Below are 24075 nucleotides of genomic sequence, written 5' to 3'. Positions count from 1 at the left end.
CTGCGTATGGATTTAGTGAATTACAAATCAGTATTTCATTGAGGATAATTCTATGACACGTTTACTAGTACAAGGCAAGAATAATTCTGGGCATGAAGGTACACCTCAGACTGATTCTCTTCAGGACTCCTCAGTCAATCATGCCCTGATGGCGATCGCGCAAGAAGTCACTGAGTTGCTAAGACAAATTTACCCGATACAAACTGACGAAATTGAAACGGGAGAAACAGAATGATACTGCAAGATAAAGTGGCGTTAGTCACTGGTGGTACATCGGGAATCGGCAGAGCAACGGCGATCGCTTATGCCCAACAACAAGCAAAGGTGGTAGTAGTTGGTCGTCGAATTGATGAAGGTGAAGAAACGGTTCGATTGATTAAGAAAGCTGACGGAGAGGCGATTTTTGTGCAAGCAGATGTCACGAAAGAAGCCGATGTTAAAACAATGGTTGATAAAACGGTTGACGTTTTTGATGGGTTGGATATTGCCTTTAATAATGCAGGAATGGGCGGCGAAAACCCCTCATTGATTGAGCAAACAGAAGCTGAATATGACCGCACTATGAATGTCAATGTCAAAGGTGTTTGGTTGTCGATGAAATATGAAATTGCTCAGATGTTGAAACAGGGAAGTGGTTCGATCGTCAATATGGCATCTGCGGTTGGAGTCATTGCACTTCCTAACATACTCCTCTACACCGCGAGTAAACATGCGGTAGTAGGCTTAACAAAAGCTGCTGCGCTCCAATATGCCAAAGCGGGTATTCGCATCAATGCCGTTGCACCAGGGTCAATCAAAACAGATATGTTTGAAGCTGCTGCGCTCCAATATGCCAAAGCGGGTATTCGCATCAATGTCGTTGCACCAGGGGCAATCCAAACAGATATGTTTGAAGCAGTTACAGATGAAGCTAAAGCTTACTTGACAGGACTTCACCCGATCGGACGAGTTGGCACACCGCTTGAAGTTGCAAATGCAGTCCTGTTTTTATCATCTGACATGGCATCGTTCATAACAGGTGAAACGTTGATGATAGATGGTGGGTATGCAGCGCAGTAGTCGATCGGCAATGCAAAATATTGCAGTGATCGAATGCGCGATGGCTAGCTTTTGTCTGTTTTGTTGAGCAAATTGCCAATCTTTGAACCATGCTAACAATTACAACGCCAACCCTTAAAGCCAAGCACAAAGGCTTAACGCATAGGCGATTACAGCCAGTACTCGGGTATATTCGTACTCACCTTGATCGAGATTTGTTACTGACTGAGCTTGCAGAAGTAATCAATATTAGCCCAACTTACTTTGCGAGTTTATTTAAGCAAACAATGGGAATTTCTCCTCGTCAGTACGTGATTCAACAGCGCGTGGAACAGGCGAAATTGATGCTGTCGAAAACAGATTTGGCGATCGCGGACATTGCCCTGCAAGTCGGCTTCTCCAGCCAAAGCCATTTGACGCAGCACTTCAAGCGATTCACAGGGAAGACCCCCAAGCAGATTCGTTAACGCCATAAGAATCTGAAAGAAATCGAGCCTTGGAACTCATTACATTGACATTGAGTTAGGCAAGAATCTGAAGCAGAAACAGAACTAAGGTTGTATCTTCGTCCACAACGTCAACCAAGAAGGGATCGTACAAAAATGAGTATTCAGCAATTAATCACGCCTGAAAAGCACGACTTAGGTGGGTTTAGCGTACAGCGCGTCTTACCGAGTGAAACCTTAAAAATGGTTGGCCCTTTCATTTTCTTCGATCACTTAGGGCCAGCTATTTTCCCGGCTGGAAAAGGCGTCGATGTTAGACCTCATCCCCACATCAATTTAGCGACGGTTACCTATTTGTTTGAAGGAAGCCTTCTGCATAGAGATAGTCTAGGGACAGTACAAGAGATTTTTCCGGGCGAGGTGAACTGGATGACAGCGGGCAAAGGTATTGTTCATTCTGAGCGATCGCCTGAGAGCTTTAGAGAGAAAGAATCTACTCTTCACGGCATTCAGACCTGGATTGCCCTCCCCGAAACCGCTGAAGAAGTTGAACCCAGCTTTTCACATTATCCGGCGACTGATTTACCGAGGTGGATTCAAACAGGCACCAGCGCGACCTTGATCGCCGGTAGCTACCAGTCTCACCAATCACCCGTTAAAACCTACTCTGCTACTCTTTACCTAGCGCTTGTTTTCACAGAGGGTAGTCAATTTCAGCTAGCGCCAACAGAAGGTTTAGAAAGGGCCGTTTATAGCGTCACATCCGGTCTGTTCGTAAATGGAGAGCCGTTAGAGCCATATTGTCTAGCCGTTTTAGCGCCGGATGAATCAGTAGATATCCGGGCGGAGGCTGAGGCAAAAGCAATGATTATCGGCGGGGCACCAGTGGGCGATCGCACAAAGTACTGGAACTTTGTGTCGAGCCGCTCCGCGCGTATCGAGCAGGCAAAACGAGATTGGCAAGACCGCCGCTTCCCGGCGGTTCCCGGTGAAACTGAATTCATTCCGCTCCCTGATAATTCAGATCGCGATAGTAGCGCGCCCCCTCTGAGCTGACGACGGTTAGGCGTTCTTTGCTGAGCGAGAGAACAGCAGCTTAACTCGTACAGCAAGGCTTTCTACTGTTTTGAATCAAGTCAATTTCATTTGCAAAACGCTTGGGAAATGATATGGAAGTTGGAATTGACAGTTTTGCCTCGGTTGGAACGAGTGAGAATGGTGAAACGGCGGATGCCGCGCAGTCTGTCGCCGAACTGCTGGAGAGAATAGAGCAGGCGGATCGTTCCGGCTTGGATATCTTCGGTATCGGCGAGCATCATCGCCATGAATTTTTAGATTCGGCAAACGCGGTTATTCTCGCCGCTGCCGCCGCACGCACCGAGCGCATCCGTCTAACCAGCGCGGTTACGGTGCTGAGCGCGGCTGACCCGGTGCGCGTGTTTCAACAATTCGCCACCCTCGATTTGATTTCAAAAGGTCGCGCCGAAATGGTGGTTGGGCGGGGCTCGTTCACCGAAGCCTTTCCGCTATTCGGATTTAGTCTGGGCGATTACGACGAGATTTTCGCTGAAAAGCTCGAACTCTTGCTCAAAATTCGGGACAATGAAACGATCGATTGGTCGGGCAAATTTCGCCCCGCGCTGGAAAACCAAGCGATTTATCCGCGTCCGCTGCAAAAGCCGTTTCCCATCTGGATCGGGGTCGGCGGTACGCCGCAGTCTTTCCGCCGCGCCGGAATGCTTGGACTGCCGCTCGTGATCGCCATTATCGGTGGCGAAACGCATCGCTTTCGCTCGCTCGTCGATTTATACCGCGATGCCGGAGCGCGCGCCGGACACGCGCCCGAAGCATTGAAAGTTGCATTGCATTCAATCGGTTATGTCGCCGACACGACCGAGCAAGCCATTGAAGAGTTCTTTCCAGGCTACGCCGAAACTTTCACTAAAATCGGCAAAGAGAGAGGCTGGCCGCCTGTTACGCGCGCCGCTTTTGACGCGCAGCGCGGCACAACCGGCGCGTTACTCGTCGGCAGTCCCGAAGAAGTGGCGGAGAAAATCCGCCGTCACAGCGAATCGCTCGGCGGCATTTCGAGAGTAACGTTTCAAATGGACAACGCGCAGATGAATCACGCCCAACTGATGCGCTCCATTGAACTGATTGGAATGCGAATGTCGCCACTCTTGAACAATTAAAATATGCTCACGATCGTAGACACCTAACCATCGTTCTATATACAGGTCACGAGATTCGATGCAGCTATTCGTCGTGATGAAACGCGATCGAGATTGGCAAATTGAAGGGCTACTCAATGCCCGGAAGTTGACGCTAGAACGGCAATTTTTCCTGGACGAGTTTGACTCGCTGAGTGAAGAGGCTCAACGTCAAGTAACCGAGCTCGTTATAGATATCAAGCAGGCTTCACTTCAATCGCGTGAGTAAACAAAGAATTCGGCAACGATCGCGAATGAAATAAGAATCTGAAAGAAATTAAGCATTGGAATCAATACAGTTGAGATAGAACAAACTAGGAGAATCTAAGGTGGTCAAAGAGCAAACTGTAGACAAACAAGCAAATGTACAGGCAACTCCCAACCTGACACCTGCTCAGGAAGCTTTACAAGCGGTCTGGGAAGAGCATATCGGGCACGAGTTTGGTACTCACAGCCCTGAAGATGCTCTCGCTACAATGGTTGACGACGCTTACGTGAATCACATTCCGGTAATGACTGGGGGAGTAGGGAAACCGGCACTGCGTGAGTTTTATTCCAAGTACTTCATTCCACAGATGCCGCCGGATATAGAACTGGCTCCGGTCTCGCGCACAATCGGAACCAATCAACTCGTCGATGAAATGCTGGTTAAGTTCACTCATACCATCCAGATGGACTGGATGCTACCCGGCATTGCTCCGACCGGGAAACAGGTTGAAGTGCCAGTGGTCGCGATTATTCGGTTCCGTGACGGCAAGTTAGCCCATGAACACCTCTACTGGGATCAGGCGACTGTATTGGTTCAACTCGGCATGCTCGATCCGGTGACGCTGCCCGTTGTAGGGGTTGACAGTGCACGCAAGGTACTTGATCCGGGCTTGCCCTCAAACGCACTGCTCGATCGTGCCAGCGATCGCGACTAAAGGTTAGAACAAGCTTTCCATCAATGCTTAGATCAGCGATCGCAGGTCTAAAAGTTTCTCAGCGATTGACTGGAATGACATTGAAACAGGTTTGCGATCGCATTTGGTGCGGTGGGTGCAAAGTAGTCTTCTCTGACAGACGCGAAGGAAATAGGAACACCATGAATAAGCCCAAGTTTTTTGTTACCCCCGGCTATGGGGAATATATGCTGAATAACTTGCATTACTCGCAAGCGGTAAAAATTGGCGATCGCGTAGAAATATCTGGACAAGGTGGCTGGGATGACAATCTGCAAATTCCCGAATCGCTTGCGGAGGAGATTACTCAAGCATTTCGGAATGTGGAGCGAACCTTAGCAACTGCTGGAGCGGGTTGGGAGCATGTCGTCCACGTTAATTCCTACCATGTTGGCGGGTTTCCCCCGGAGGTTAACGAGGTGATGGTCAGGCTATATCGCCATTACATGCCCAATCATGCTCCTATTTGGACACAGGTAGGAGTCGCGGCGCTTGGACTGCCAACGATGCGGATTGAAATCCGCGTTACGGCAATTGTTCCGTGAGTTTTGCACAAGCGGCAACGGGCTACTGCGAAGTTAGGGAGTTACTTCCGCTGAGTGATATCGAAATCCCATCACTGTTTATTCCAAAAGGAGGGTTGGCACAGATGGAATCTATGAAGGCAGCCGTATTAACTGCGTTTGGTGATGCTGAGAAGTTTGAGATTCAAACTATTCCCATACCAACATTGAAAGCGAATCAGGTGTTAGTCAGAGTTTGTGCAACCTCGATTAACCCGGTCGATTACCAAACTCGTCGTGGTGATTACAAGGAACTGGTTCAACTACCTGCCATCCTTGGAGTCGATGTTTCAGGAGTGATTGAGGCAATTGGCGAAGCTGTGACTGATTTCAAGGTGGGAGACAACGTATATTACTCGCCGCAAATTTTTGGAGAATTCGGTAGCTACGCTCAGTATCATGTGGCTGATGCAGCGATTGTTGCATTGAAGCCTGCAAATCTATCGCACATTGAAGCAGCTTCTTTGCCGCTTGCAGGCGGAACTGCTTGGGATTGTCTAGTGACTAGGGGCAATCTACAAGTTGGTGAAACAGTTCTCATCCATGCGGGTGCGGGTGGAGTGGGTTCGATCGCAGTTCAACTCGCCAAAGCGATAGGGGCATACGTCTTTGCGACGTGTAGTTCTAGAAACCGAGATTTCGTGACCGAACTGGGCGCCGATCGGGTGATTGATTACAAAAATGAAGATTACGTAGAAGTCATTCGTCAAGAAACAAATGGACTGGGTGTGGATTTAGTTCTAGATACGATCGGCCAAGAAACAATTCAGCGTAGTCTAGAAATTATTCGTCCCTTTGGTAGGCTTACAAGCATTGTAGACATTGCAATACCGCAATCGCTTCTTGAAGCATGGGGTAAGAATCTGACGATTCATTTTGTTTTTTCACCCCAGTACCGAGCAAAATTAGAGGCTTTGACAAAACTCATCGAGCGTCATCAGCTTCGCCCAGTGATTGATTCAGTATTTTCTTGGGATCAGGTCGTTCTGGCACATCAGCGTATAGAGCAGGGAGGAACACGGGGCAAAATTGTGCTGAAGTTTACAGAAAGTTAGACCAGCTTTACGGCGTTGGTAATTGCTAAACGGATCGGAGTTTGACTGTGTGCTGAAGGTCAACATTGATTGGAACTTGCATAACAATCCCGTTGCACGCCAACCATACAAAGATAGTTAGTTGAGTACGAAAGGTTGCTAGCGGCAGATGATGGCGGGCGCTCGCTGACTACGCTGAGGAGAAGAATGCGCTGGTAGAGAGACCGTTCCGTTAAAGCATCCACTTGAACAGAGGAGAGATTCAGATGTCAGAGAACAATAAAGCTGTCTTAGAAGCGGCAAATGCGGCGAACGCAGCAGGCAACTATGAAGGATTCTTGTCATTCTGCACCGACGACACGCAATGGACGTTTGTAGGCGACAAGACCCTCAACGGAAAAGAAGCCGTTCGCCAATATATGGCAGAGACATACATAGAGCCGCCAAAGTTTACGGTCACCAACTTAATCGCTGAGGGTGATTTCGTCACGGCACTCGGCGACATCACACTGAAGGACGAAGACGGGAAGGCGGCTCATTACTCGTACTGCGATGTCTGGCGCTTTCGCGGCGACAAGATGGTCGAGTTAAGGGCTTTCGTCATCAAAACCTCGGTCTGACCCGCTGTCGTCGTTCACGTCGTTTTCAACCTGCTCACTATCCCGGTGATGGCAATCGCTGGCATGGGCTGAGATGCGATCGGAGTTCAATTTTTGAAAGTCAATATTGATTGAAACAGGAGAAACAGGATGATACTGCAAGATAAAGTGGCTTTAGTGACTGGCGGAACATCAGGAATTGGTCGTGCAACCGCGATCGCTTATGCCAAACACCAAGCAAAGGTGGTGGTAGTTGGTCGTCGAATGGATGAAGGGGAAGAAACGATTCGATTGATCGAGGAAGCTGGCCAAGAGGCGATTTTTGTACAAGCAGATGTTACGAAAGAAGCCGATGTTCAAGCAATGGTTGATAAAGCGGTTAGCGTTTTTGGTCGGTTAGATATTGCCTTTAACAATGCAGGAACTGTCGGCGAAAATCCCTCATTGATTGAGCAAACAGAAGCTGAATACGATCGCATTATGAACGTCAATGTCAAAGGCGTTTGGTTGTCGATGAAATATGAAATCGCTCAGATGTTGAAGCAGGGAAGTGGTTCAATCGTCAATACGGCATCTGCAAATGGAGTAGTTGCACTTCCTAGCGTACCCCTCTACACCGCGAGTAAACATGCGGTAGTCGGCTTAACAAAAGCTGCTGCGCTCCAATATGCCAAAGCGGGGATTCGCATCAATGTCGTTGCACCAGCAGCTATCGAAACAGACATGTTTGAAGCAGCTACAGGTGGGCAGGATGAAGCCAAAGCTTACATGGCAGGACTTCACCCGATCGGACGGGTTGGAACACCGCTTGAAGTTGCAAATGCAGTCCTGTTTTTATCATCTGACCTGGCATCGTTCGTAACAGGTGAAACGTTGATGGTAGATGGCGGGTATGTAGCGCAGTAGTCGATCAACAGTGCGAAACGTTGCATCCAAGTCGCGATCGACACCGATATGTTCTCACACCAACACTGAAGGCGAATTAGGTTTTATGCAGCGAGAAGGTTCGTGTTTGAGTTCTTAAAAAGGAGGTTTGCTATGAAGATTCTCATTGTTCTCACGTCTCATGACCAACTTGGCGATACCGGAAAGAAAACTGGTTTCTGGCTGGAAGAGTTTGCTGCTCCCTATTACGTGCTGAAGGATGCGGGAGCAGCGATCGCGGTGGCCTCACCGAAGGGCGGTCTGCCGCCGCTCGATCCGAAAAGCGAGGTATCCGAGTTCCAGACCGAATTAACGAAGCGCTTCCGCACAGACACCGCAGCGCAGGCTGAACTTGCCAACACGAAAAAGCTAGCCGACGTGTCCGCAGACGATTTCGACGCAGTTTTCTACCCCGGCGGACATGGCCCGATGTGGGACATGCCCGACAACGCGACATCCATCGCACTGATCGAAGCCTTCGTGAAGGCCGACAAGCCAGTCGGTGCAGTGTGTCACGCGCCGGTGGCGTTGATCAATGTGCGCGGAAAGGACGGCGAGTATCTAATCAAAGGCAAGCACGTGACCGGGTTCACGAATGCAGAAGAAGAAGCGGTGGGCTTGACCACGGTCGTGCCTTTCTTGTTGGAAGACCGGCTAAAGGAACGGGGTAGCATCTACAGTAAAACCGCCAACTGGGTCCCCTATGTCCAAGTGGACGGGAGGCTCGTGACCGGACAGAATCCGGCTTCTTCGGAACCCGCAGCGGAAGAGTTGCTGAAGTTGCTTCGCTCTGTTTGATCTGTGCGGTAGTAGGCTTGACAAAACCTGCTGCGCTCCAATATGCCAAAGCGGGTATTCGCATCAATGTCGTTGCACCAGCAGCAATCGAAACAGATATAACTGACTGTCTATCCAGTTAGAGAACAGAAAAAGATGATGAACCAAAACAAAGAGATTTACGAGTGCGTCATTGTCGGTGGCGGTTCCGCTGGACTCAGTGCGGCACTGCTTTTAGGCAGAAGTCGCCGTCGCGTGTTAGTCTGCGACAAAGGGAATCCGCGTAACGCTCCCGCACACGAGTCGCACAGTTTTTTCACCCGCGATGGCATCAGTCCACATGAACTTTTGAGCATCGGGCGCGACCAACTCAAACCTTATAAAAGCGTTGAATTTCAAGCGATCGGGGTCAAGGAAATCAACCCATCCGGCAATCAATTTGAAGTTGTGTTTGAGGATGGCACGATTAAAAAAACGCGCAAAATTTTGCTGGCTTTCGGGGTAATGGATGAATTTCCAGCTCTCGAAAACTTTGGTGATTTCTGGGGCAAAAGCGTGTTTCATTGTCCCTATTGCCATGCCTGGGAAGTGCGCGACGAGCCGCTTGCCATTGTTGGAAATGGCGAAACGGGCATCGAAATGGCGGCATTGCTGAAAAATTGGAGTGCTGATTTAGTCCTCTGCACCAATGGCAAAGCCGATCTAACCGCTGATCAAAGGACACTCTTGGAAAACCACAAAATCCTTGTTCGCGAAGAGAAAATCATCCGACTTGAAGGCGATAACGGACAATTAGAAAACATCGTTTTTGAGACAAACGAGAAAATTGCGCGTCGCGGAATACTAATCCGACCAAAGCAAACACTCCGTTCAAACCTAGCTGAAAAGTTAGGCTGTGAGTTGAATTCATTCAATTTAATCAAGACGACTAATGTTTTTAACGAAACTAGCGTCAAAGGTGTTTATGCGGCAGGTGACATCACTTCACCCCTGCAAGTGATCGCCGCTGCTGTTTTTCAGGGTAGCCTTGCTGCTGGCGGCTTAAATCACTCTCTGATTATGGAAGATTTCGTCTAAGTTAAGGTAATTCAATCTTCATCAGAACAAGCATCGTGGCTGGTCTAGTTTCATAGACCAAGAGAGTAGGGAAAGTCATGCGTGTTAATTACATATCAAGTCTACAGAGCGATCTAATGATGCAGTCTTTGTGGTGGTGGGTTGGTAGCGCAGTAGTCGAACGACAGTGCGAGATGACAACACTTGCAGGCAAAGTTGCACTGGTAACAGGTGGTTCTCGCGGTTTAGGAGCGGCGATCGTAGGGTATGCCAAAGGTGTCCAAGATTCCAAATCTGAGCGTCGAAGCTCGGTCGGAAGAAAATCAAAAACAGAGAGAATCGTACGATGAAAATACGCTACGGGTTTCGACAGGTCGGCGATGTCGAAGTGTTCTACCGTGAGGCGGGGTCAAGCGATGCGCCAGTAATACTGCTGTTGCACGGCTTTCCAACCGCTAGCCATATGTTCCGTGACCTGATCCCTCTCCTTGCCGATCGCTTTCGGCTCATCGCGCCCGATCTACCTGGTTTTGGGCAGACCAAGGCACCGTCACGCGGGACGTTCGACTACACGTTCGACCGCCTTACCGACCCGATCGAGGGCTTCACCGATGCTTTGTCGCTCGATCGATACGTACTCTACATCTTCGACTACGGTGCGCCAGTAGGTCTGCGTCTGGCGATGCGCCATCCTGAACGGATATCTGCGATCGTCTCGCAGAACGGCAACGCTTACCTGGAGGGTTTCAGTGACGAATGGGGTTCGTGGGAGTCCTATTGGCGCGAACCGAGCGCAGCGAACCGGGAAGCCTGCCGACCCTCGCTCGCACCGGACACAATCCGGAACTGGCAGTATGGTACCGGAGCCGATCCAACCCTTTTGTCGCCCGACGGCTACGAACTCGACATCGCCTACATGGGACGGCCGGACGCGGAGGAGATCCAGCTCGATCTGATCCTCGACTACCGCAACAACGTCGCGCTCTATCCAGCCTTCCAGTCCTACTTTCGCGAGCACCGTCCGCCGCTTCTCGCCGTCTGGGGTCGTCATGATCCGGCGTTTCTGCCCGCTGGTGCTGCCGCTTATCAGCGAGATCTCCCGAATGCAGAGATTCACCTGCTCGACGCCGGACATTTCGCGCTGGAGACTCATGCAGAGGAGGTGGCAACGTTGATCCGCGCGTTCCTCGACAGAACGCTCGGTTCCACGCTGCGTCTTGAAGGTGATTGCACAAGAATCTGACAAAACACCTTAAGAATCTGAAAGAAACCGAGCATTAGGAGTCATTACACTCAGACTATGAAAACAGCAGATAGGAAGCAAAAACACATTCTTCGCGATAAGGGACATTCCATGAAACTCTATCATCTGCCCGGTGCCTGTTCGCTGGCTGATCTCATCGTTCTTGAATGGATTGGTATGCCGCACGAAATCGTCAGGATGAGTCTTGAAAGCATCAAGTCACCAGACTATAGCTGTAGCCAATTAGATTAGGACACAGACTATAAGTCAAGGTAGTAGCTGTAAAACAACCATCATTAATCACGTAACTAAAAAGGAGTTTAATCGTGCAGAGCATCACAATTGACACTATCACTGAAGCCGTCATCAATCATGGCGATCGCGGCAAATCTCACCCGCGACTCTATGACATTTACACGAGCTTGGTTGGACATTTGCATGACTTTGTGCGTGAGGTGAATCTAACTGAATCAGAGTTGCAGCAGGGACGTAATTTTCTCAACCAGGCAAGTCATCACACTCAAGAGATTCCCACTGGAGAGATCCATCTGTTAACGGATCTACTAGGGATTTCAGAGTTGGTAGAATTGCTGCACGATAAGCATCGCGGTACAGAAAGCAATTTAGAAGGACCTTTGTATGTGCCGAATGCACCAGAACGGCAGATGGGCGATCGCTTGGGTATTGATGCAGAAGGAGACTCACTTTTCCTGTCAGGCAGGGTTTTAAATTTGAACGGTCAACCGATCGCCAATGCTCTGATTGATGTTTGGCAACCCAACTCCAAAGGATTATATGATATCCAAGATCCATCTGTGCCGCTGGGGAATTTTCGCGGACGTTTCAAAACGAACAAGAGTGGAAAGTATATGTTTGAAACCGTCGTGCCACTAGGTTACAAAGTGCCAAGCAGTGGTCCATCTGGCGAATTGCTGCGACTCTTGGGACGGCATCCCTGGCGGGCGGCTCACATCCATTTCAAACTCAGTGCTCCGGAGTATACTTCGCTGACAACACAAATTTTTATTGCTGGCGATCCTCACCTAGATTCAGATACAACCTTTGCAGTTCAATCGGCGATCGTTCAATTGCAAAAACATGAAGCACCAGACGAATTCAAGGCACACAATCAAAGTAAGCCGTTTTACACGACTGAGTTTGATTTTGTGTTGAAACCCACTACTCTCTAGCGGAGAATCATTAAGCAATGGTTGCACATTATGTCTACACCATCAATCCAGAACAATCTGCTAATTGGCATTTGGAAGTTAATTTCTGCAACTGCCATTTACGCTGATGGAACGGTGACTCCAGACGTGTATGGAACTCATCCGGTTGGCTACATCACTTACACATCAGATGGTCACATGATGGTGATGTTTTCTAGGAGCGATCGCTCACCGCTGAGTCAGGAGGTCAGATCACCGCTGACTCCCCAGATGCAATCTTTACCCGTGGAAGAGCTTGCTCAAGCATTTACAACATTCAATGCTTACGCTGGAACTTATACGTTGAGTGGCAACACAGTAACTCACCAGATCAAAATTGCATCAATTCCTAATCGGGTCGGTACAACGTTAGTTCGCACTTTTACTCTGAGTGAGAGCCGAGTGACGCTGAAAACGTTGCCAGTTTTGAGTGATGGTGTTGAGGCGGTTTTCGAGTTGGTGTGGGAGCGCATTTAATTGCTTTGTCATTGCACCGCAAAAGCCTTTCAGTTTCTACAACTTTGCGACACAGTATCAAATTTCATTCAAGCTTCAACCGCAAGCGAATGCAATCTGAATCAAGATTTTAGCGCTGTCAACCGTCTCTAACTTGTAGCTTAACTCAGCAAACTTGACTGTTCTGAATCAAATGAATGTTGAAGAATGAGGACAACGAAACACCTGTTTCTCAGACATCTACGTTGTAGAAGTCTTCGGTAATGACGTTGAGTTTCATTTACTCGATACCGGACATTTTGCTCTGGAAGAAGATGGGGATGCGATCGCAAATCACATCACGCAATTTCTCGCATCACGGCTGCAACCCATCCCTGTCTAATAAGTGCGAAGATTGCTGGGCAAGCGCTTTCGTATTGGCGATGTTCACCTGATGGTGATACAGCCTCGCCTGCCCCGCTACAAACTTGAGATTCTCGATCATTATCGTTTTAGTGCTGTGGTGAAAGAGTATTTATGAAGCCAAAACTGGTACACACAGCAATGCGACAGGCATTGCATACTTCAGTTTTTGTCTAAGTCTTAACAAAACCGAACATTTGCAGGAGGTCTAATGTTTATCGATTACCTGACACTCATGCTGATTAATCTATCGGCTGGACTCGCTCTGTTAGCTGCCTATGTGTATTTTGGTCTTGGTACTTCAAATCAGAAACGCTGGATTCCTGGTTTTGGTGTAGTCGGCGCGATCGCTTTAGTCACTGGCTTACACATGACTTTTACCTGGCCCATTATTGGTAGTTTCAATGTTGCCTATGGTGAAACAACTGTTCTGTTTGGCATTTTGTTTGTAGGAACTTCCCTAACTCTGGCAATGGGTTGGGAATTATTTACCCTGGGCATTTATGGATTCTTTGCAGGACTGGTATCGCTTCTAATTGGCTTTCGCATCATAAACCTGGGAATAACACAACTTCCTTTGCTGTCAGGAATTGGGTTCATTCTCGTTGGCTTAGGAGGAATTTTTTCTGTACCAACCCTCTCTCTCAAATCAACCCGGCTCTTGCGAACTATTGGAGCAATTGTGTTAAGTGTGGCAGCTCTCATCTTTGCTTATATCGGATTGACTGCCTACTGGGCGCATCTTGCGGACTTTTCAAAGTGGACACCCCTGCCAAGATAGTCGCCGTAAAACAACCATCATTAATCACGTAACTAAAAAGGAGTTTGATCGTGCAGAAAATCGCACTTGAAACTATCACTGAAGCCGTCATTAATCATGGCGATCGTGGCAAATCTCACCCGCGACTGTATGAAATGTACACGAGCTTGGTTCGACATTTGCATGACTTTGTGCGTGAGGTGAATCTGACTGAATCAGAGTTGCAGCAGGGACGTAATTTTCTCAACCGGGTCAGTCATCACACTCAGGAGATTCCCGCTGGAGAAATGCAGGCGTTAACAGATCTACTCGGAATCTCAGAGTTGGTAGAATTACTGCACGATTCGCATCGCGGTACAGAAAGCAATTTAGAAGGACCCTTGTATGTGCCGAATGCACCAGAACGGCAGATGGGCGATCACTTAGGCATTGATCCAGAAGGCGACACGCTTTTCCTGTCAGGCAGTGTTTTAGATGTGAACGGTCAACCGATCGCCAATGCTCTGATTGATGTTTGGCAACCCAATTCCAAAGGATTATATGATGTCCAAGAGCCATCTGTGCCGTTGGGGAATTTTCGCGGACGTTTCAAAACGAACAAGAGTGGAAAGTATATGTTTGAAACCGTCGTGCCACTAGGTTACAAAGTGCCAAGCAGTGGCCCATGTGGCGAGTTGCTGGGACTCTTGGGACGGCATCCCTGGCGGGCGGCTCACATCCATGTCAAAGTCAGTGCCCCGGAGTACACTCCGCTGACAACACAAATTTTTATTGCTGGCGATCCTCACCTGGATTCAGATACAACCTTTGCAGTGCGATCGGCGATCGTTCAATTGCAAAAACATGAAGCACCAGACGAACTCAAGGCACAAAATCAAAGTAAGCCGTTTTACACGACTGAGTTTGATTTTGTGTTGACACCCGTTACTTCAGCCGAAGACTATAAAGCAACATCTGAACAATATGCCTACACCATTGATTCAAAATAACCCGCTAATTGGCATTTGGAAGTTAATTTCTGCAACAGCAGAATCAAAGCCATCTTAGAGGCGGCAAACGCGGCGATCGCGCTCAGGCAACAATGAAGGATTCTTGTCGTTCTGAAGCGATGATACGCAATGGATTCTTGCCCCATCTTGAAGTCTGCTTAACACAGCATTGTTAAGACGGTGCTCGATCGCTGCATAAAAATTGTGATGCAACAGACAAATACACATCCTCAATTTACAACGGAGAAACCTCTCATGCCTTACATTACCGTTGGTCAAGAAAACTCTGCAACCATCGATCTCTACTACGAAGATCTTGGGACAGGTCAACCGATTGTACTGATTCATGGATTTCCATTGAACGGACATTCCTGGGAGAAGCAGGTCTTAGTTTTACTGAATGCAGGATATCGAGTAATTACCTACGATCGCCGAGGATTTGGCAACTCCAGTCAGCCATCATCTGGCTATGACTACGATACCTTCGCCGCCGATTTGAATACACTCATGACCAAGCTTGACTTGCAAAATACCGTGCTGGTCGGTTTCTCAATGGGAACAGGTGAAGTCACACGTTATCTTGGCAAATACGGCTCAGAGCGGGTGCAGAAAGCCGTGCTGATGGCTCCCGTTCCACCGTTTCTGTTAAAGACAGACGACAATCCAGAGGGTGTTGATCAAAGCATTTTCGATGGCATTATGAAAGCGATTGTTGACGATCGTCCAGCTTATTTCTCTGCCTTTTTCAAAGAGTTCTTTAATGTTGATGTATTGCTTGGCGATCGCATCAGCAATGAGGCAATTCAAGCCAGTTGGAATGTAGCAGCAGGGGCTTCTGCTAAAGGGACTTTGGACTGTGTACCCTCTTGGCTGACTGATTTCCGCGATGATCTGCCCCGCATTGATGTGCCGACTCTGATTATTCATGGAGATAGCGATCGCATTCTGCCGCTTGAGTCCACCGCAGCAAGACTCCCAAAGCTGATCAAAAACAGTCAACTGGTTGTCATTCCCGGCGGGCCGCACGCCATCAACTGGACTCACGCCGATCAGGTCAATCCCCTATTACTAGAATTTCTTCAGCAGGAATAATCAGTGATTTGCTGCATTTCTGGCTTTTGAAAAACCCTGTGATTCACCCCGTTGAGTCAGGCTCAAATGATACACATACTTGTCTAGTTCTGAAGAGGCAATTCTATGACTGTCCCCACTCAAACGTCTCGAACCGTTGCCGGAGTAATTAACAGTGTTGAAACACTCGAAGGGGCCGGATTTCTTGTACGTCGGCCCTTTCCCAAAAGTAGCTTCTCTGAATTTGACCCGTTTCTCCTCCTCGACGAGTTGGGTCCGATTAATCTAAAGCCGGGTCAGGCAAAAGGTGCACCCGATCATCCGCACCGGGGCTTTGAAACCGTCAGCTATGTCTTGGATGGACGGTTAGAACACAAAGATTCTGCAGGGCACGCCGGGCTACTAAATCCGGGTGATGTCCAGTGGATGACAGCAGGTGCCGGGGTTGTGCATTCCGAGATGCCGGAGTCAATGTTTACCCAAACTGGTGGACGACTTCACGGCATTCAACTATGGGTCAATCTGCCACAACGAGACAAAATGATGCCGCCCCGCTACCAGGAAATTCCAGCGGCTCAGATTCCGGTCGCTCAAACCGAAGATGGGTCTGTGACAGTGCGGGTGATTGCGGGAGAAGCGTTAGGGGCAAAAGCCGTAATTCAGACGCGCACGCCGATAACCTACCTCCACTTCACACTACAACCAGGGGCAACGATGATCCAGCCTGTACCAAAAGAGTACAACGCCTTTGTCTATGTACTGGAGGGGTCTGGGTTGTTTGGGACAGAGCCAGCGCCTGGTGATGATGGGCAGATGGTGCTCTTTTCTCAAGATGGAGAGGATGTGGTGATCTCCAACCCTGCTGATGCTCAGCGTCCTCTAGATATTCTGCTGATTGCAGGTGTACCCCTTAACGAACCAGTTGTGCGTTACGGTCCGTTTGTCATGAACACTGAAGCTGAAATCACCCAAGCGATCAACGACTACCAAGAAGGAAGGATGGGACGGATTTATGCCTAACACATTTCAACAACGGATTAGTCAACATCACCGCTTGAGTGAGTTACGAATCAAACTACTGCATCTGCACAAGCTTTTACTAGAGACTGAGCGCCTTACCTATGAGCAAGTTCGAGGGCACGTTTCTGGAGGTGAATTGCTACAACTGGCGATTAGTCATGAGCAGTTTGCTTGGTTGCATCGACTCTCAGCATTGATTATCCAAATCGATGAGTTGCTTCATGTCGATGAATCTGTTACACCAGAGGCAATTGAAGCGATCGACAGTGACATTCGTACACTGCTCAGCCCTGATGAATTGGGCAATGAGTTTGCCATGAAGTATAACACGGCACTTCAACGCCACCCCGATGTCGTATTAGCTCATGCGGATGTCGTGACGTTGCTGACCTCTGACAGTATTTAACATCCAAAATTCACAGATTCTGAACTTGCTCCGATTGTGTAATTGCAAACCTAAACGTATGCTGATCCAAAAACTAAACGACTGTGAAGAAATTATCGCTGGAGATGGAACTGTTCTGCGCGAACTGCTTCATCCTGACAAACAAGACATCAACTTGCGTTACAGTTTGGCGCATGCGATCTTACCTGTTGGCAAAACTTCGATTCCCCATTCTCTAAAGACTTCTGAGGTTTATTACATCATTAGCGGTGTTGGAGAAATGTCGATCGACAGTGAAGTTTGTCGCATTGAACCAGGTGATGCGGTTTACATTCCTCCCAATGCAATCCAGTTCCTTCACAACAACGGCGACGAACCTATTGTTTTCGTTTGTCTAGTCGATCCAGCTTGGCGCAAAGAAGACGAAACGATTTATGCACCTGAAATTGAGGCAACCGCATCACTCTAATCCAATTGCTCAAAACTATGAATTCACAAACAGCTCAAACCACCACTACTGCTGACGAGTCCGTAATCCGTACTTTCCATCGCCAGATGATTGATGCTTGGAATCGAGGCAGCGGTGAAGACTTCGCTGCTCCGTTTAGCGAAATTGCCGATTTCATCGCCTTCGAGGGAACGCATCTCAAGGGTCGAAAAGAAATAGCTGAATTTAATCAGCAAGCCTTCGACACAGTTGTCAAAGGAACACGCTTGGAGGGTGAGGTGAATTTCGTCCACTTCCTGAATCCTCAACTTGCTCTCATGAGCGGAGTTGTCCGGGCAGCATTACCCTGACAACCCGAAACTTCACCGTCACGAGATTCGATGCAGCTATTCGTCGTGATGAAACGCGATCGAGATTGGCGGATTGAAGGGCTACTCAATGCCCGGAAATTGACGCTAGAACGGCAATTCTTCTTGGACGAGTTTGACTCACTGAGTGAAGAGGCTCAACGTCAAGTAACCGATCTCGTTACAGGTCTCAAGCAGCGTCATCAAGTAGATCAATCTTGAGTTTTTAATAACGATCGCTGGTTGATCGGATTTGTGCCGAGATTGGCGACGAAATTTTAGGCACACCTGGAACTTTACCTTCCGCTGCTACAGAAACGTAATGAATTCGTTGCAGATAGCAAAGGAGAAACTTTTAATGTCATTAGAACAGAATATTCATCCCGCATTGCAAGGAGTCATCCAATGTCAACCTTTGTCTTAGTTCACGGCTCGTGGCACGATGGTTCTGCTTGGAACGCGGTCATCCAACATCTAGAAGCGAAAGGTCATCAGGCTTTTGCTCCCACGATCGCGGGTCATGGTAAAGGCGTGAATAAAAACGTCAACCATGCTCAATGTACCCAGTCGATCATCGATTACATGGTTGATAAAGACTTAACCGATATTGTCTTACTTGGACATAGCTTTGGTGGCAGCATTATTGCCAAAGTTGCTGAAGCAATTCGCGATCGCATTCGACGGCTAATCTTCTTCAATGCCTTTGTCCTGAATGATGGTGAGAGCCTCAGAGACAACATCCCACCTGACTCTCAAGCGTTATTCGACAAGCTAGCGAGAGAATCGGACGATAATACGATAACGATGCCTTTTGAGATTTGGCGAGAAGCGTTTCTCAACGATGCTGACCTCGACCTGGCGAAATCGAGCTACGCGCAATTATCGCCTGAACCGTATCAACCGTTTATTGACAAATTAGACCTGAAGCAGTTTTACTCGCTGCCCATTCCCAAAAGCTACCTCTACTGTACAGAAGACAATGTCTTACCTCAAAGGGAGGGGGGTTGGCATCCCAGGATGTCTAGCCGCTTGGGGCTATTTCGGCTCGTGCAAATGCCGGGTAGTCATGAGGTGATGTTTTCTAATCCTATCAGTCTAGCAGAAAATATTATTGTCGCAGGGCGCGACTAGCCGCGACAGTTCATCACAGCTATTTGAGAAATCATCGTAAGAATCTGAAAGCAATCAGGTACTTCGACTCACTACACTTTAGAGATGCCGAGTTCCAGTAGACAACCTAGAGGCTCCATTACGCTCAGTCACTCCCGAAGCGATCGAGCGAGTTTTGGCAGTGGCACCCAAGTATGGCATCGAATTCATCGCGTGAATTAGATTACAAACCTCTTTTCTACATAATAGACACAACGTACTGAACAAAGGAACACAATGAAAAAGCCCGAGTTTTTTGTCACCCCCGGTGATGGGGAATATATGCTGAATAATTTGCATTACTCGCAAGCGGTAAAAATTGACAATCGCGTCGAGACATCCGGCCAAGGCGGCTGGGATGACAATCTGCAAATTCCCGAAGCGATCGCAGATGAGATTGCTCAGGCATTTCGGAACATAGAGCGAACCTTGGCAACTGCTGGTGCGAGTTGGGAGCATGTGGTTCACGTCAATTCTTACCATGTTGGCGGGTTTCCCCCAGAGGTTAATGATGTGATAGTCAGGCTATTTCGTCATTACATACCCAACCACGCCCCAATTTGGACAGAGCTAGGAGTGGCGGCGCTTGGACTGCCAACGATGCGTGTTGAAATCCGCGTCTGCAATTGTTCCGTGAATTTTGCACAAGCGGCAACGGGGTGATTCGGCGACTACGCCCAGGAGAAGGACGCGCCCCTAATTTCAGATTTCACATCAGCCTCAATCATTTGGCCCAGTTTGCCCTTAGCAGCTTGGCAGGATACCTATGCAACGCTCCTTGCTTTTTTCCCAAAGCACCTATGAAGCAGCAGCCAACGTAGGGCATTGGGATCGAGTAGCCCTAGAGTGTTTCCCAACCGTGTAAGGCTAACAAATTGCAAATTGCTGAAGCGGATGGACTAGCGACCTTGATACAAAGTTTGAAGCGATCTGCTGTCACTTAGAGATACTAAATGGATAGTGGATAACCGGACAACCAATTTGCAAACGGCAGTTATACAACACGGTAAGCAGACAAGGAGCATACCCAAAAATGGTTAAAGGTAGGTTAGAAGCATTCAGTGATGGGGTAATTGCTATTATTATCACCATTATGGTGCTGGAGTTAAAAACACCTCATGAGTCAGATTTAGCTGCACTACGTCCGCTGATTCCAACCTTTCTAAGCTATGTGTTGAGTTTCGTGCATGTTGGTATCTACTGGAACAATCACCATCACCTGTTTCAGGCAGTCCGACAAGTGAATGGTTCAACTTTGTGGGCAAACCTACATTTGTTGTTCTGGTTATCATTATTTCCCTTTGTCACCGCATGGATGGGTGAAAATCACTTTGCTGCGTTGCCTGTGGCGCTTTATGGTGTGGTTCTATTGTTGGCTGCGATCGCCTACTTCACTCTGACCCGCACACTTATTTTTCACCACGGTCAAGATTCCACACTTGCGAACGCTCTTGGTCGGGATTTTAAAGGCAAGTTATCGGTATTGATTTATGCAGTTACAATTCCACTTGCTTTTGCAGCCTCTTGGCTTGCATGTGCATTATACGTTCTGGTTGCAGTTGTGTGGCTCATTCCCGATCGCCGTATTGAAAAGACGTTGAACTCATAAAGTTCCATGTTCGATGCAACAAAAATTAGCTAACAAACCCTCTGTACCAGAACGAATATAGGTTGTTGGTCACAGACAAAGGTGATCTGCGTCCGGTGAGCGGGAACGTTATGCCGGTTATGGATGTACTCACTCATCCTGGCATTTTACGCTCCAAGGGGCGGGGAATCTACCCACAGAGATTGAAACAGGAGAAACAAAATGATAATGCAAGATAAAGTGGCGTTAGTTACGGGAGGCACATCGGGAATTGGCAGAGCAACTGCGATCGCATTCGGTGCTGCTGGAGCAAAGGTAGTATTCTCAGGCAGACGCGATGCAGAAGGTGAAAAAACTGCCAAACTAATCCGTGAAACAGGTGCTGAATGTTTATATGTCCATTCAGATGCCTCAAAAGAGGAAGATATCAAAGCGTTAGTGCTTCATACGGTTGCAACCTACGGGCGACTCGACTATGCCTTCAACAATGCAGGCATTGAGGGTTTTTTTAAGCCTCTGCATGAACAATCAATTGAAGACTTTGACAACCTGATGGCCGTCAATGTTCGGGGACTGTTTTTGTGCATGAAGTACGAAATTCAGCAAATGTTGTCTCAAGGATCTGGTGTGATCGTGAACAATTCGTCAGCGAGTGGTCTCGTTGCGTTTCCGGAGACTTCTCCTTACGTTGCCAGCAAACATGCAGTAATGGGGCTGACACGCACTGCCGCACTCGACTATGCCAAACAGGGTATTCGGATCAATGCCGTCAATCCTGGTCCGATTGCGACTGACATCATGGCTCGTGCCGCCGACCAGTGGGGCATCCCGTCCGATGAACTCGGGTCTATGGTTCCAATGGGTCGGATCGGTCAGGCAGCAGAAATTGCTCAAGCGGTGGTGTTTCTCTGCTCCGACGCTGCCAGCTACATCACTGGGCAACCCTTAGTGATCGATGGTGGATATACAGCAAGTTGATTGAAACAGTTCTATCTAGAACATGAAACTATAGCCCTCTACACACAAGGATATGGCGATGCGTAGACTCGTGAGTTCACCAGATGCCGTTGGCAACCTCATCTTTCAAGACACTGAAGTTCCTACTCCGAAGGCTAACGAGTGCTTGATTCGCGTCAAGGCATTTTCGATGAATCGGGGCGAACTTAAGCGATCGCAAAATGCTCCACTGGGCACTCCAATTGGCTGGGATATCGTTGGCGTTGTTGAACAAACAGCACAGGACGGCAGTGGTCCACCCACAGGGACAAAAATTGTCGCCCTCTCCATCCGCTCGGAGGGCTGGGCAGAATATGTAGCAATTTCGACTCGCTTTCTAGCTATCATTCCCCAGGGCGTATCACATACCGATGCCGCTACACTGCCCGTCGCAGGGTTAACAGCACTGTATGCAGTGGAAAAGGGCTCTCGTTTACTAGGAAGTCGGGTGCTGATCACAGGGGCAACAGGGGGAGTGGGACTCTTCGCCATGCAGCTTGCTCGGATGATGGGAGCCAGCATCGTTGCCCAAGTTCGTCAGCCAGCGCAAGAAGCATTTGTGCGAGATTACGGCGCGGATGACGTGGTGGTGACCGAGACTGGGCAAGAAGCCGAGCAGTTCGCGCCTTATCGACTGATTGTCGATGGAGTAGGAGGTGAATTGGTCGGGAAGCTAACTACGTTTTTGGCTCAAGGAGGCACCTGCGTTTGTTATGGCAGTAGCAGCGGCAACGAGATGAAGCTGTCCCTGGCAGACTTCTATTCCGAGAATGGAGGACAGCGCACGCTTTACGGGTTCACGCTGTACACCGAAGTAGAGATGGAAAGTGCTAGTTCTGGGCTGGCTCGTCTACTGAGGTTAGTTGAGCAGGGGCGGCTCAAAACGCACATCGATCGAGCAGTTTCGTGGCGTGAAGCAGACGTAACGTCGGCTGATTTGATCGGGCGCAGATTTTCAGGTAAGGCTGTGCTGCATGTGGACTAATTGTTGTTCATCGGCTGAGTCATGTCAGCCACATAGGAATAGATTATCGCGGAGCTTTATTTGCAAAGAATGAAACGATTTACCTTGTTTACTTTCCTGTATCTGGCGCTGGGAGTTTGTCTGAGTGCGATCGCGCTTGGAGCCCCGAACCTGCCTTCGGGTCTTCAAACAAGCTTGTTCATTAGTGCAGGAGCGTCCTACATCGCTTGTATTCTCAGTACCTTTCCATTTTGGCGCGAGACAGCGATTCGCTTCTATCGCAGACGGAATTCAGCGGTAATTCTACCCTGGTTGGCGATTGGAGTGAATATTGTTGTGATGATCTGGGAGGTTCAGAGTCAGAACTGGACGATGGAAGCCATTTTACAAGCGTTTTCGCGGCTAATAGTTGTTTTACTGCTTGCAGAACTCATTGTGGTGACATGGCAAGTGAATTCTGAACATTAGGGTCTAAATCGGATGATGCCGAAACAAACTCGTTTCAGCAACGCGAGATAGAGTCAAACGTACTACATGAGGAACACCATGAATAAGCCCAAGTTTTTTGTTACCCCTGGTTATGGGGAATATCTGTTAAATCAATTGCATTACTCGCAAGCGGTAAAAATTGGCGATCGAGTGGAGATATCAGGTCAAGGTGGCTGGGATGACAATCTGCAAATTCCCGAATCGCTTGCAGACGAGATTGCTCAGGCGTTCCCGAACGTCGAGCGAACCTTGGCGACGGCTGGTGCGGGTTGGGAGCATGTGGTTCACGTTAATTCTTACCATGTTGGCGGGTTCCCCCCGGAGGTTAACGAAGTGATGTGCCAGCTATTTCGTCATTATATGCCCAACCACGCTCCAATCTCGACACAGGTAGGAGTCCCGGCGCTTGGACTACCCAAGATGCGGATTGAAATTCGCGTGACTGCAATTGTTCCGTGAGTTTTGCAAGCGTTAATAACACAATTTATGCTCCTCGAAAACTGGTCTAGGGGGTTAAGTAGCAGGAGAACAAGAACTCCCGTTAAGGGATGTACCAGTTGGGAGCGTGTCACTTTTGCAATAAATATAAATGCTTAAAGAAAGCAGAATAGTAGCTTTGAGCTATTGTTGAGCAAAATAGCCGAAAATATTAATGATGTCTTAATTAGGAATGAAAAATAAATAAGTTGATGAGTTATCAATTATAATGAAAAAAGTGCGCTTATTGCAATTTTCGCTCCTACAGAGATCAACTCACAACGGATTTTTCTACTTAACTCTTCTAATTTAGTTTTAAATCCAGGTTTTGCTGCCCTAATCTAGAAAGGTGGTATCTCCTACGGATAATACGACTTCATATTCTTCCACAGCTTCACAGGTCATTTGATAGTGAGGTTTATAGTCATTTCAAATAAATGTGAGACAAATGCAAGATGATGTAAAATGAAGAAAAATGGTTAACTCGGAGCTGAA

Annotated in this window: 32 protein-coding genes; all 32 read left to right on the top strand. The window is 48.2% G+C overall.

Annotated elements, in window-relative coordinates; all coding sequences use genetic code 11:
- Positions 1–52 precede the first annotated feature (52 nt).
- Positions 53–235, top strand: coding sequence for a hypothetical protein (locus tag QUB77_RS17840; RefSeq protein WP_333175620.1), 183 nt, complete (start codon positions 53–55; stop codon positions 233–235).
- Positions 232–1059, top strand: a complete 828-nt coding sequence (locus QUB77_RS17835; RefSeq protein WP_333175623.1) for an SDR family oxidoreductase — start codon at positions 232–234, stop codon at positions 1057–1059. Before QUB77_RS17840 ends, QUB77_RS17835 begins: the two co-directional genes overlap by 4 nt.
- A gap of 89 nt (positions 1060–1148) precedes the next feature.
- Complete coding sequence (locus tag QUB77_RS17830; RefSeq protein WP_333175626.1) at positions 1149–1505, top strand: AraC family transcriptional regulator; 357 nt, start codon at positions 1149–1151, stop codon at positions 1503–1505.
- A 135-nt stretch (positions 1506–1640) separates the two neighbouring features.
- The gene (locus QUB77_RS17825; protein WP_333175630.1) at positions 1641–2540 is read left to right on the top strand and encodes a pirin family protein; all 900 of its coding nucleotides are present in this window, start codon (positions 1641–1643) and stop codon (positions 2538–2540) included.
- A 113-nt stretch (positions 2541–2653) separates the two neighbouring features.
- Positions 2654–3676, top strand: a complete 1023-nt coding sequence (locus QUB77_RS17820; RefSeq protein WP_333175634.1) for an LLM class flavin-dependent oxidoreductase — start codon at positions 2654–2656, stop codon at positions 3674–3676.
- 58 nt (positions 3677–3734) lie between these two features.
- Positions 3735–3923 carry a hypothetical protein gene (locus tag QUB77_RS17815; RefSeq protein ID WP_333175637.1) on the top strand — a complete coding sequence of 63 codons (189 nt, stop codon included), beginning with the start codon at positions 3735–3737 and terminating at the stop codon, positions 3921–3923.
- 100 nt (positions 3924–4023) lie between these two features.
- Positions 4024–4617, top strand: coding sequence for a nuclear transport factor 2 family protein (locus QUB77_RS17810; RefSeq protein WP_333175640.1), 594 nt, complete (start codon positions 4024–4026; stop codon positions 4615–4617).
- A gap of 74 nt (positions 4618–4691) precedes the next feature.
- Positions 4692–5180 carry a RidA family protein gene (locus QUB77_RS17805; RefSeq protein ID WP_333175643.1) on the top strand — a complete coding sequence of 163 codons (489 nt, stop codon included), beginning with the start codon at positions 4692–4694 and terminating at the stop codon, positions 5178–5180.
- The gene (locus QUB77_RS17800) at positions 5177–6253 is read left to right on the top strand and encodes a zinc-dependent alcohol dehydrogenase family protein (protein ID WP_333175645.1); all 1077 of its coding nucleotides are present in this window, start codon (positions 5177–5179) and stop codon (positions 6251–6253) included. Before QUB77_RS17805 ends, QUB77_RS17800 begins: the two co-directional genes overlap by 4 nt.
- A 245-nt stretch (positions 6254–6498) precedes the next feature.
- Positions 6499–6852: a nuclear transport factor 2 family protein gene (locus QUB77_RS17795; RefSeq protein ID WP_333175647.1), complete on the top strand. Its 354-nt coding sequence runs from the start codon at positions 6499–6501 to the stop codon at positions 6850–6852.
- 129 nt (positions 6853–6981) lie between these two features.
- Complete coding sequence (locus QUB77_RS17790) at positions 6982–7737, top strand: SDR family oxidoreductase (RefSeq protein WP_333175648.1); 756 nt, start codon at positions 6982–6984, stop codon at positions 7735–7737.
- 132 nt (positions 7738–7869) lie between these two features.
- Positions 7870–8553 carry a type 1 glutamine amidotransferase domain-containing protein gene (locus tag QUB77_RS17785; protein ID WP_333175650.1) on the top strand — a complete coding sequence of 228 codons (684 nt, stop codon included), beginning with the start codon at positions 7870–7872 and terminating at the stop codon, positions 8551–8553.
- Between the two features lie 135 nt (positions 8554–8688).
- Positions 8689–9609, top strand: coding sequence for an NAD(P)/FAD-dependent oxidoreductase (locus tag QUB77_RS17780; protein ID WP_333175653.1), 921 nt, complete (start codon positions 8689–8691; stop codon positions 9607–9609).
- Positions 9610–9934: 325 nt separating this feature from the next.
- Positions 9935–10831 carry an alpha/beta hydrolase gene (locus tag QUB77_RS17775; RefSeq protein WP_333175654.1) on the top strand — a complete coding sequence of 299 codons (897 nt, stop codon included), beginning with the start codon at positions 9935–9937 and terminating at the stop codon, positions 10829–10831.
- A gap of 57 nt (positions 10832–10888) precedes the next feature.
- Entirely contained in the window at positions 10889–11083 is a 195-nt protein-coding gene (locus QUB77_RS17770; RefSeq protein WP_333175656.1) for a hypothetical protein, read from the top strand.
- Between the two features lie 74 nt (positions 11084–11157).
- Entirely contained in the window at positions 11158–12021 is an 864-nt protein-coding gene (locus tag QUB77_RS17765) for a dioxygenase family protein (protein ID WP_333175658.1), read from the top strand.
- A 30-nt stretch (positions 12022–12051) separates the two neighbouring features.
- On the top strand, positions 12052–12516 hold the full coding sequence (locus tag QUB77_RS17760) for a lipocalin-like domain-containing protein (protein ID WP_333175660.1): 465 nt from the start codon (positions 12052–12054) through the stop codon (positions 12514–12516).
- Positions 12517–13108: 592 nt separating this feature from the next.
- Entirely contained in the window at positions 13109–13678 is a 570-nt protein-coding gene (locus QUB77_RS17755; RefSeq protein WP_333175662.1) for a DUF981 domain-containing protein, read from the top strand.
- Between the two features lie 50 nt (positions 13679–13728).
- Complete coding sequence (locus tag QUB77_RS17750) at positions 13729–14646, top strand: dioxygenase family protein (RefSeq protein ID WP_333175664.1); 918 nt, start codon at positions 13729–13731, stop codon at positions 14644–14646.
- Positions 14647–14901: 255 nt separating this feature from the next.
- Positions 14902–15738: an alpha/beta hydrolase gene (locus tag QUB77_RS17745; RefSeq protein WP_333175666.1), complete on the top strand. Its 837-nt coding sequence runs from the start codon at positions 14902–14904 to the stop codon at positions 15736–15738.
- A 105-nt stretch (positions 15739–15843) separates the two neighbouring features.
- On the top strand, positions 15844–16737 hold the full coding sequence (locus QUB77_RS17740) for a pirin family protein (RefSeq protein ID WP_333175669.1): 894 nt from the start codon (positions 15844–15846) through the stop codon (positions 16735–16737).
- Positions 16730–17143 (top strand): hypothetical protein, encoded by a 414-nt coding sequence (locus QUB77_RS17735; RefSeq protein ID WP_333175670.1) that lies wholly within the window; start codon positions 16730–16732, stop codon positions 17141–17143. Before QUB77_RS17740 ends, QUB77_RS17735 begins: the two co-directional genes overlap by 8 nt.
- Positions 17144–17201: 58 nt before the next feature.
- The gene (locus QUB77_RS17730) at positions 17202–17591 is read left to right on the top strand and encodes a cupin domain-containing protein (protein WP_333175672.1); all 390 of its coding nucleotides are present in this window, start codon (positions 17202–17204) and stop codon (positions 17589–17591) included.
- A 17-nt stretch (positions 17592–17608) separates the two neighbouring features.
- The gene (locus QUB77_RS17725; RefSeq protein ID WP_333175674.1) at positions 17609–17920 is read left to right on the top strand and encodes an SgcJ/EcaC family oxidoreductase; all 312 of its coding nucleotides are present in this window, start codon (positions 17609–17611) and stop codon (positions 17918–17920) included.
- Between the two features lie 30 nt (positions 17921–17950).
- The gene (locus QUB77_RS17720; RefSeq protein WP_333175676.1) at positions 17951–18139 is read left to right on the top strand and encodes a hypothetical protein; all 189 of its coding nucleotides are present in this window, start codon (positions 17951–17953) and stop codon (positions 18137–18139) included.
- A gap of 183 nt (positions 18140–18322) precedes the next feature.
- Positions 18323–19048, top strand: coding sequence for an alpha/beta hydrolase (locus QUB77_RS17715; RefSeq protein WP_333175678.1), 726 nt, complete (start codon positions 18323–18325; stop codon positions 19046–19048).
- A 255-nt stretch (positions 19049–19303) separates the two neighbouring features.
- On the top strand, positions 19304–19729 hold the full coding sequence (locus tag QUB77_RS17710) for a RidA family protein (RefSeq protein ID WP_333175680.1): 426 nt from the start codon (positions 19304–19306) through the stop codon (positions 19727–19729).
- Between the two features lie 370 nt (positions 19730–20099).
- Positions 20100–20675 carry a TMEM175 family protein gene (locus QUB77_RS17705; protein WP_333175682.1) on the top strand — a complete coding sequence of 192 codons (576 nt, stop codon included), beginning with the start codon at positions 20100–20102 and terminating at the stop codon, positions 20673–20675.
- A gap of 207 nt (positions 20676–20882) precedes the next feature.
- On the top strand, positions 20883–21632 hold the full coding sequence (locus QUB77_RS17700) for an SDR family oxidoreductase (RefSeq protein WP_333175684.1): 750 nt from the start codon (positions 20883–20885) through the stop codon (positions 21630–21632).
- 70 nt (positions 21633–21702) lie between these two features.
- Positions 21703–22635, top strand: coding sequence for a zinc-binding dehydrogenase (locus QUB77_RS17695; RefSeq protein WP_333175686.1), 933 nt, complete (start codon positions 21703–21705; stop codon positions 22633–22635).
- Between the two features lie 69 nt (positions 22636–22704).
- Positions 22705–23082 carry a hypothetical protein gene (locus QUB77_RS17690; protein ID WP_333175688.1) on the top strand — a complete coding sequence of 126 codons (378 nt, stop codon included), beginning with the start codon at positions 22705–22707 and terminating at the stop codon, positions 23080–23082.
- Positions 23083–23160: 78 nt separating this feature from the next.
- On the top strand, positions 23161–23562 hold the full coding sequence (locus QUB77_RS17685) for a RidA family protein (protein ID WP_333175690.1): 402 nt from the start codon (positions 23161–23163) through the stop codon (positions 23560–23562).
- Positions 23563–24075 lie beyond the last annotated feature (513 nt).

It is taken from the genome of Microcoleus sp. AT9b-C3, assembly GCF_036705485.1.
Lineage (GTDB): Bacteria > Cyanobacteriota > Cyanobacteriia > Cyanobacteriales > Microcoleaceae > Microcoleus.
The sequence above is the reverse complement of the archived record's forward strand: the minus strand, read 5'-3'. Positions and strand labels throughout refer to the sequence as shown.

Bases quoted from the DNA above. Each gene is read 5' to 3' on its own strand.
- QUB77_RS17840 (WP_333175620.1), top strand. From the start codon at position 53: ATGACACGTTTACTAGTACAAGGCAAGAATAATTCTGGGCATGAAGGT.
- QUB77_RS17835 (WP_333175623.1), top strand. From the start codon at position 232: ATGATACTGCAAGATAAAGTGGCGTTAGTCACTGGTGGTACATCGGGA.
- QUB77_RS17830 (WP_333175626.1), top strand. From the start codon at position 1,149: ATGCTAACAATTACAACGCCAACCCTTAAAGCCAAGCACAAAGGCTTA.
- QUB77_RS17825 (WP_333175630.1), top strand. From the start codon at position 1,641: ATGAGTATTCAGCAATTAATCACGCCTGAAAAGCACGACTTAGGTGGG.
- QUB77_RS17820 (WP_333175634.1), top strand. From the start codon at position 2,654: ATGGAAGTTGGAATTGACAGTTTTGCCTCGGTTGGAACGAGTGAGAAT.
- QUB77_RS17815 (WP_333175637.1), top strand. From the start codon at position 3,735: ATGCAGCTATTCGTCGTGATGAAACGCGATCGAGATTGGCAAATTGAA.
- QUB77_RS17805 (WP_333175643.1), top strand. From the start codon at position 4,692: ATGACATTGAAACAGGTTTGCGATCGCATTTGGTGCGGTGGGTGCAAA.
- QUB77_RS17795 (WP_333175647.1), top strand. From the start codon at position 6,499: ATGTCAGAGAACAATAAAGCTGTCTTAGAAGCGGCAAATGCGGCGAAC.
- QUB77_RS17790 (WP_333175648.1), top strand. From the start codon at position 6,982: ATGATACTGCAAGATAAAGTGGCTTTAGTGACTGGCGGAACATCAGGA.
- QUB77_RS17785 (WP_333175650.1), top strand. From the start codon at position 7,870: ATGAAGATTCTCATTGTTCTCACGTCTCATGACCAACTTGGCGATACC.
- QUB77_RS17780 (WP_333175653.1), top strand. From the start codon at position 8,689: ATGATGAACCAAAACAAAGAGATTTACGAGTGCGTCATTGTCGGTGGC.
- QUB77_RS17775 (WP_333175654.1), top strand. From the start codon at position 9,935: ATGAAAATACGCTACGGGTTTCGACAGGTCGGCGATGTCGAAGTGTTC.
- QUB77_RS17770 (WP_333175656.1), top strand. From the start codon at position 10,889: ATGAAAACAGCAGATAGGAAGCAAAAACACATTCTTCGCGATAAGGGA.
- QUB77_RS17760 (WP_333175660.1), top strand. From the start codon at position 12,052: ATGTCTACACCATCAATCCAGAACAATCTGCTAATTGGCATTTGGAAG.
- QUB77_RS17755 (WP_333175662.1), top strand. From the start codon at position 13,109: ATGTTTATCGATTACCTGACACTCATGCTGATTAATCTATCGGCTGGA.
- QUB77_RS17745 (WP_333175666.1), top strand. From the start codon at position 14,902: ATGCCTTACATTACCGTTGGTCAAGAAAACTCTGCAACCATCGATCTC.
- QUB77_RS17740 (WP_333175669.1), top strand. From the start codon at position 15,844: ATGACTGTCCCCACTCAAACGTCTCGAACCGTTGCCGGAGTAATTAAC.
- QUB77_RS17735 (WP_333175670.1), top strand. From the start codon at position 16,730: ATGCCTAACACATTTCAACAACGGATTAGTCAACATCACCGCTTGAGT.
- QUB77_RS17730 (WP_333175672.1), top strand. From the start codon at position 17,202: ATGCTGATCCAAAAACTAAACGACTGTGAAGAAATTATCGCTGGAGAT.
- QUB77_RS17725 (WP_333175674.1), top strand. From the start codon at position 17,609: ATGAATTCACAAACAGCTCAAACCACCACTACTGCTGACGAGTCCGTA.
- QUB77_RS17720 (WP_333175676.1), top strand. From the start codon at position 17,951: ATGCAGCTATTCGTCGTGATGAAACGCGATCGAGATTGGCGGATTGAA.
- QUB77_RS17715 (WP_333175678.1), top strand. From the start codon at position 18,323: ATGTCAACCTTTGTCTTAGTTCACGGCTCGTGGCACGATGGTTCTGCT.
- QUB77_RS17710 (WP_333175680.1), top strand. From the start codon at position 19,304: ATGAAAAAGCCCGAGTTTTTTGTCACCCCCGGTGATGGGGAATATATG.
- QUB77_RS17705 (WP_333175682.1), top strand. From the start codon at position 20,100: ATGGTTAAAGGTAGGTTAGAAGCATTCAGTGATGGGGTAATTGCTATT.
- QUB77_RS17700 (WP_333175684.1), top strand. From the start codon at position 20,883: ATGCAAGATAAAGTGGCGTTAGTTACGGGAGGCACATCGGGAATTGGC.
- QUB77_RS17690 (WP_333175688.1), top strand. From the start codon at position 22,705: ATGAAACGATTTACCTTGTTTACTTTCCTGTATCTGGCGCTGGGAGTT.
- QUB77_RS17685 (WP_333175690.1), top strand. From the start codon at position 23,161: ATGAATAAGCCCAAGTTTTTTGTTACCCCTGGTTATGGGGAATATCTG.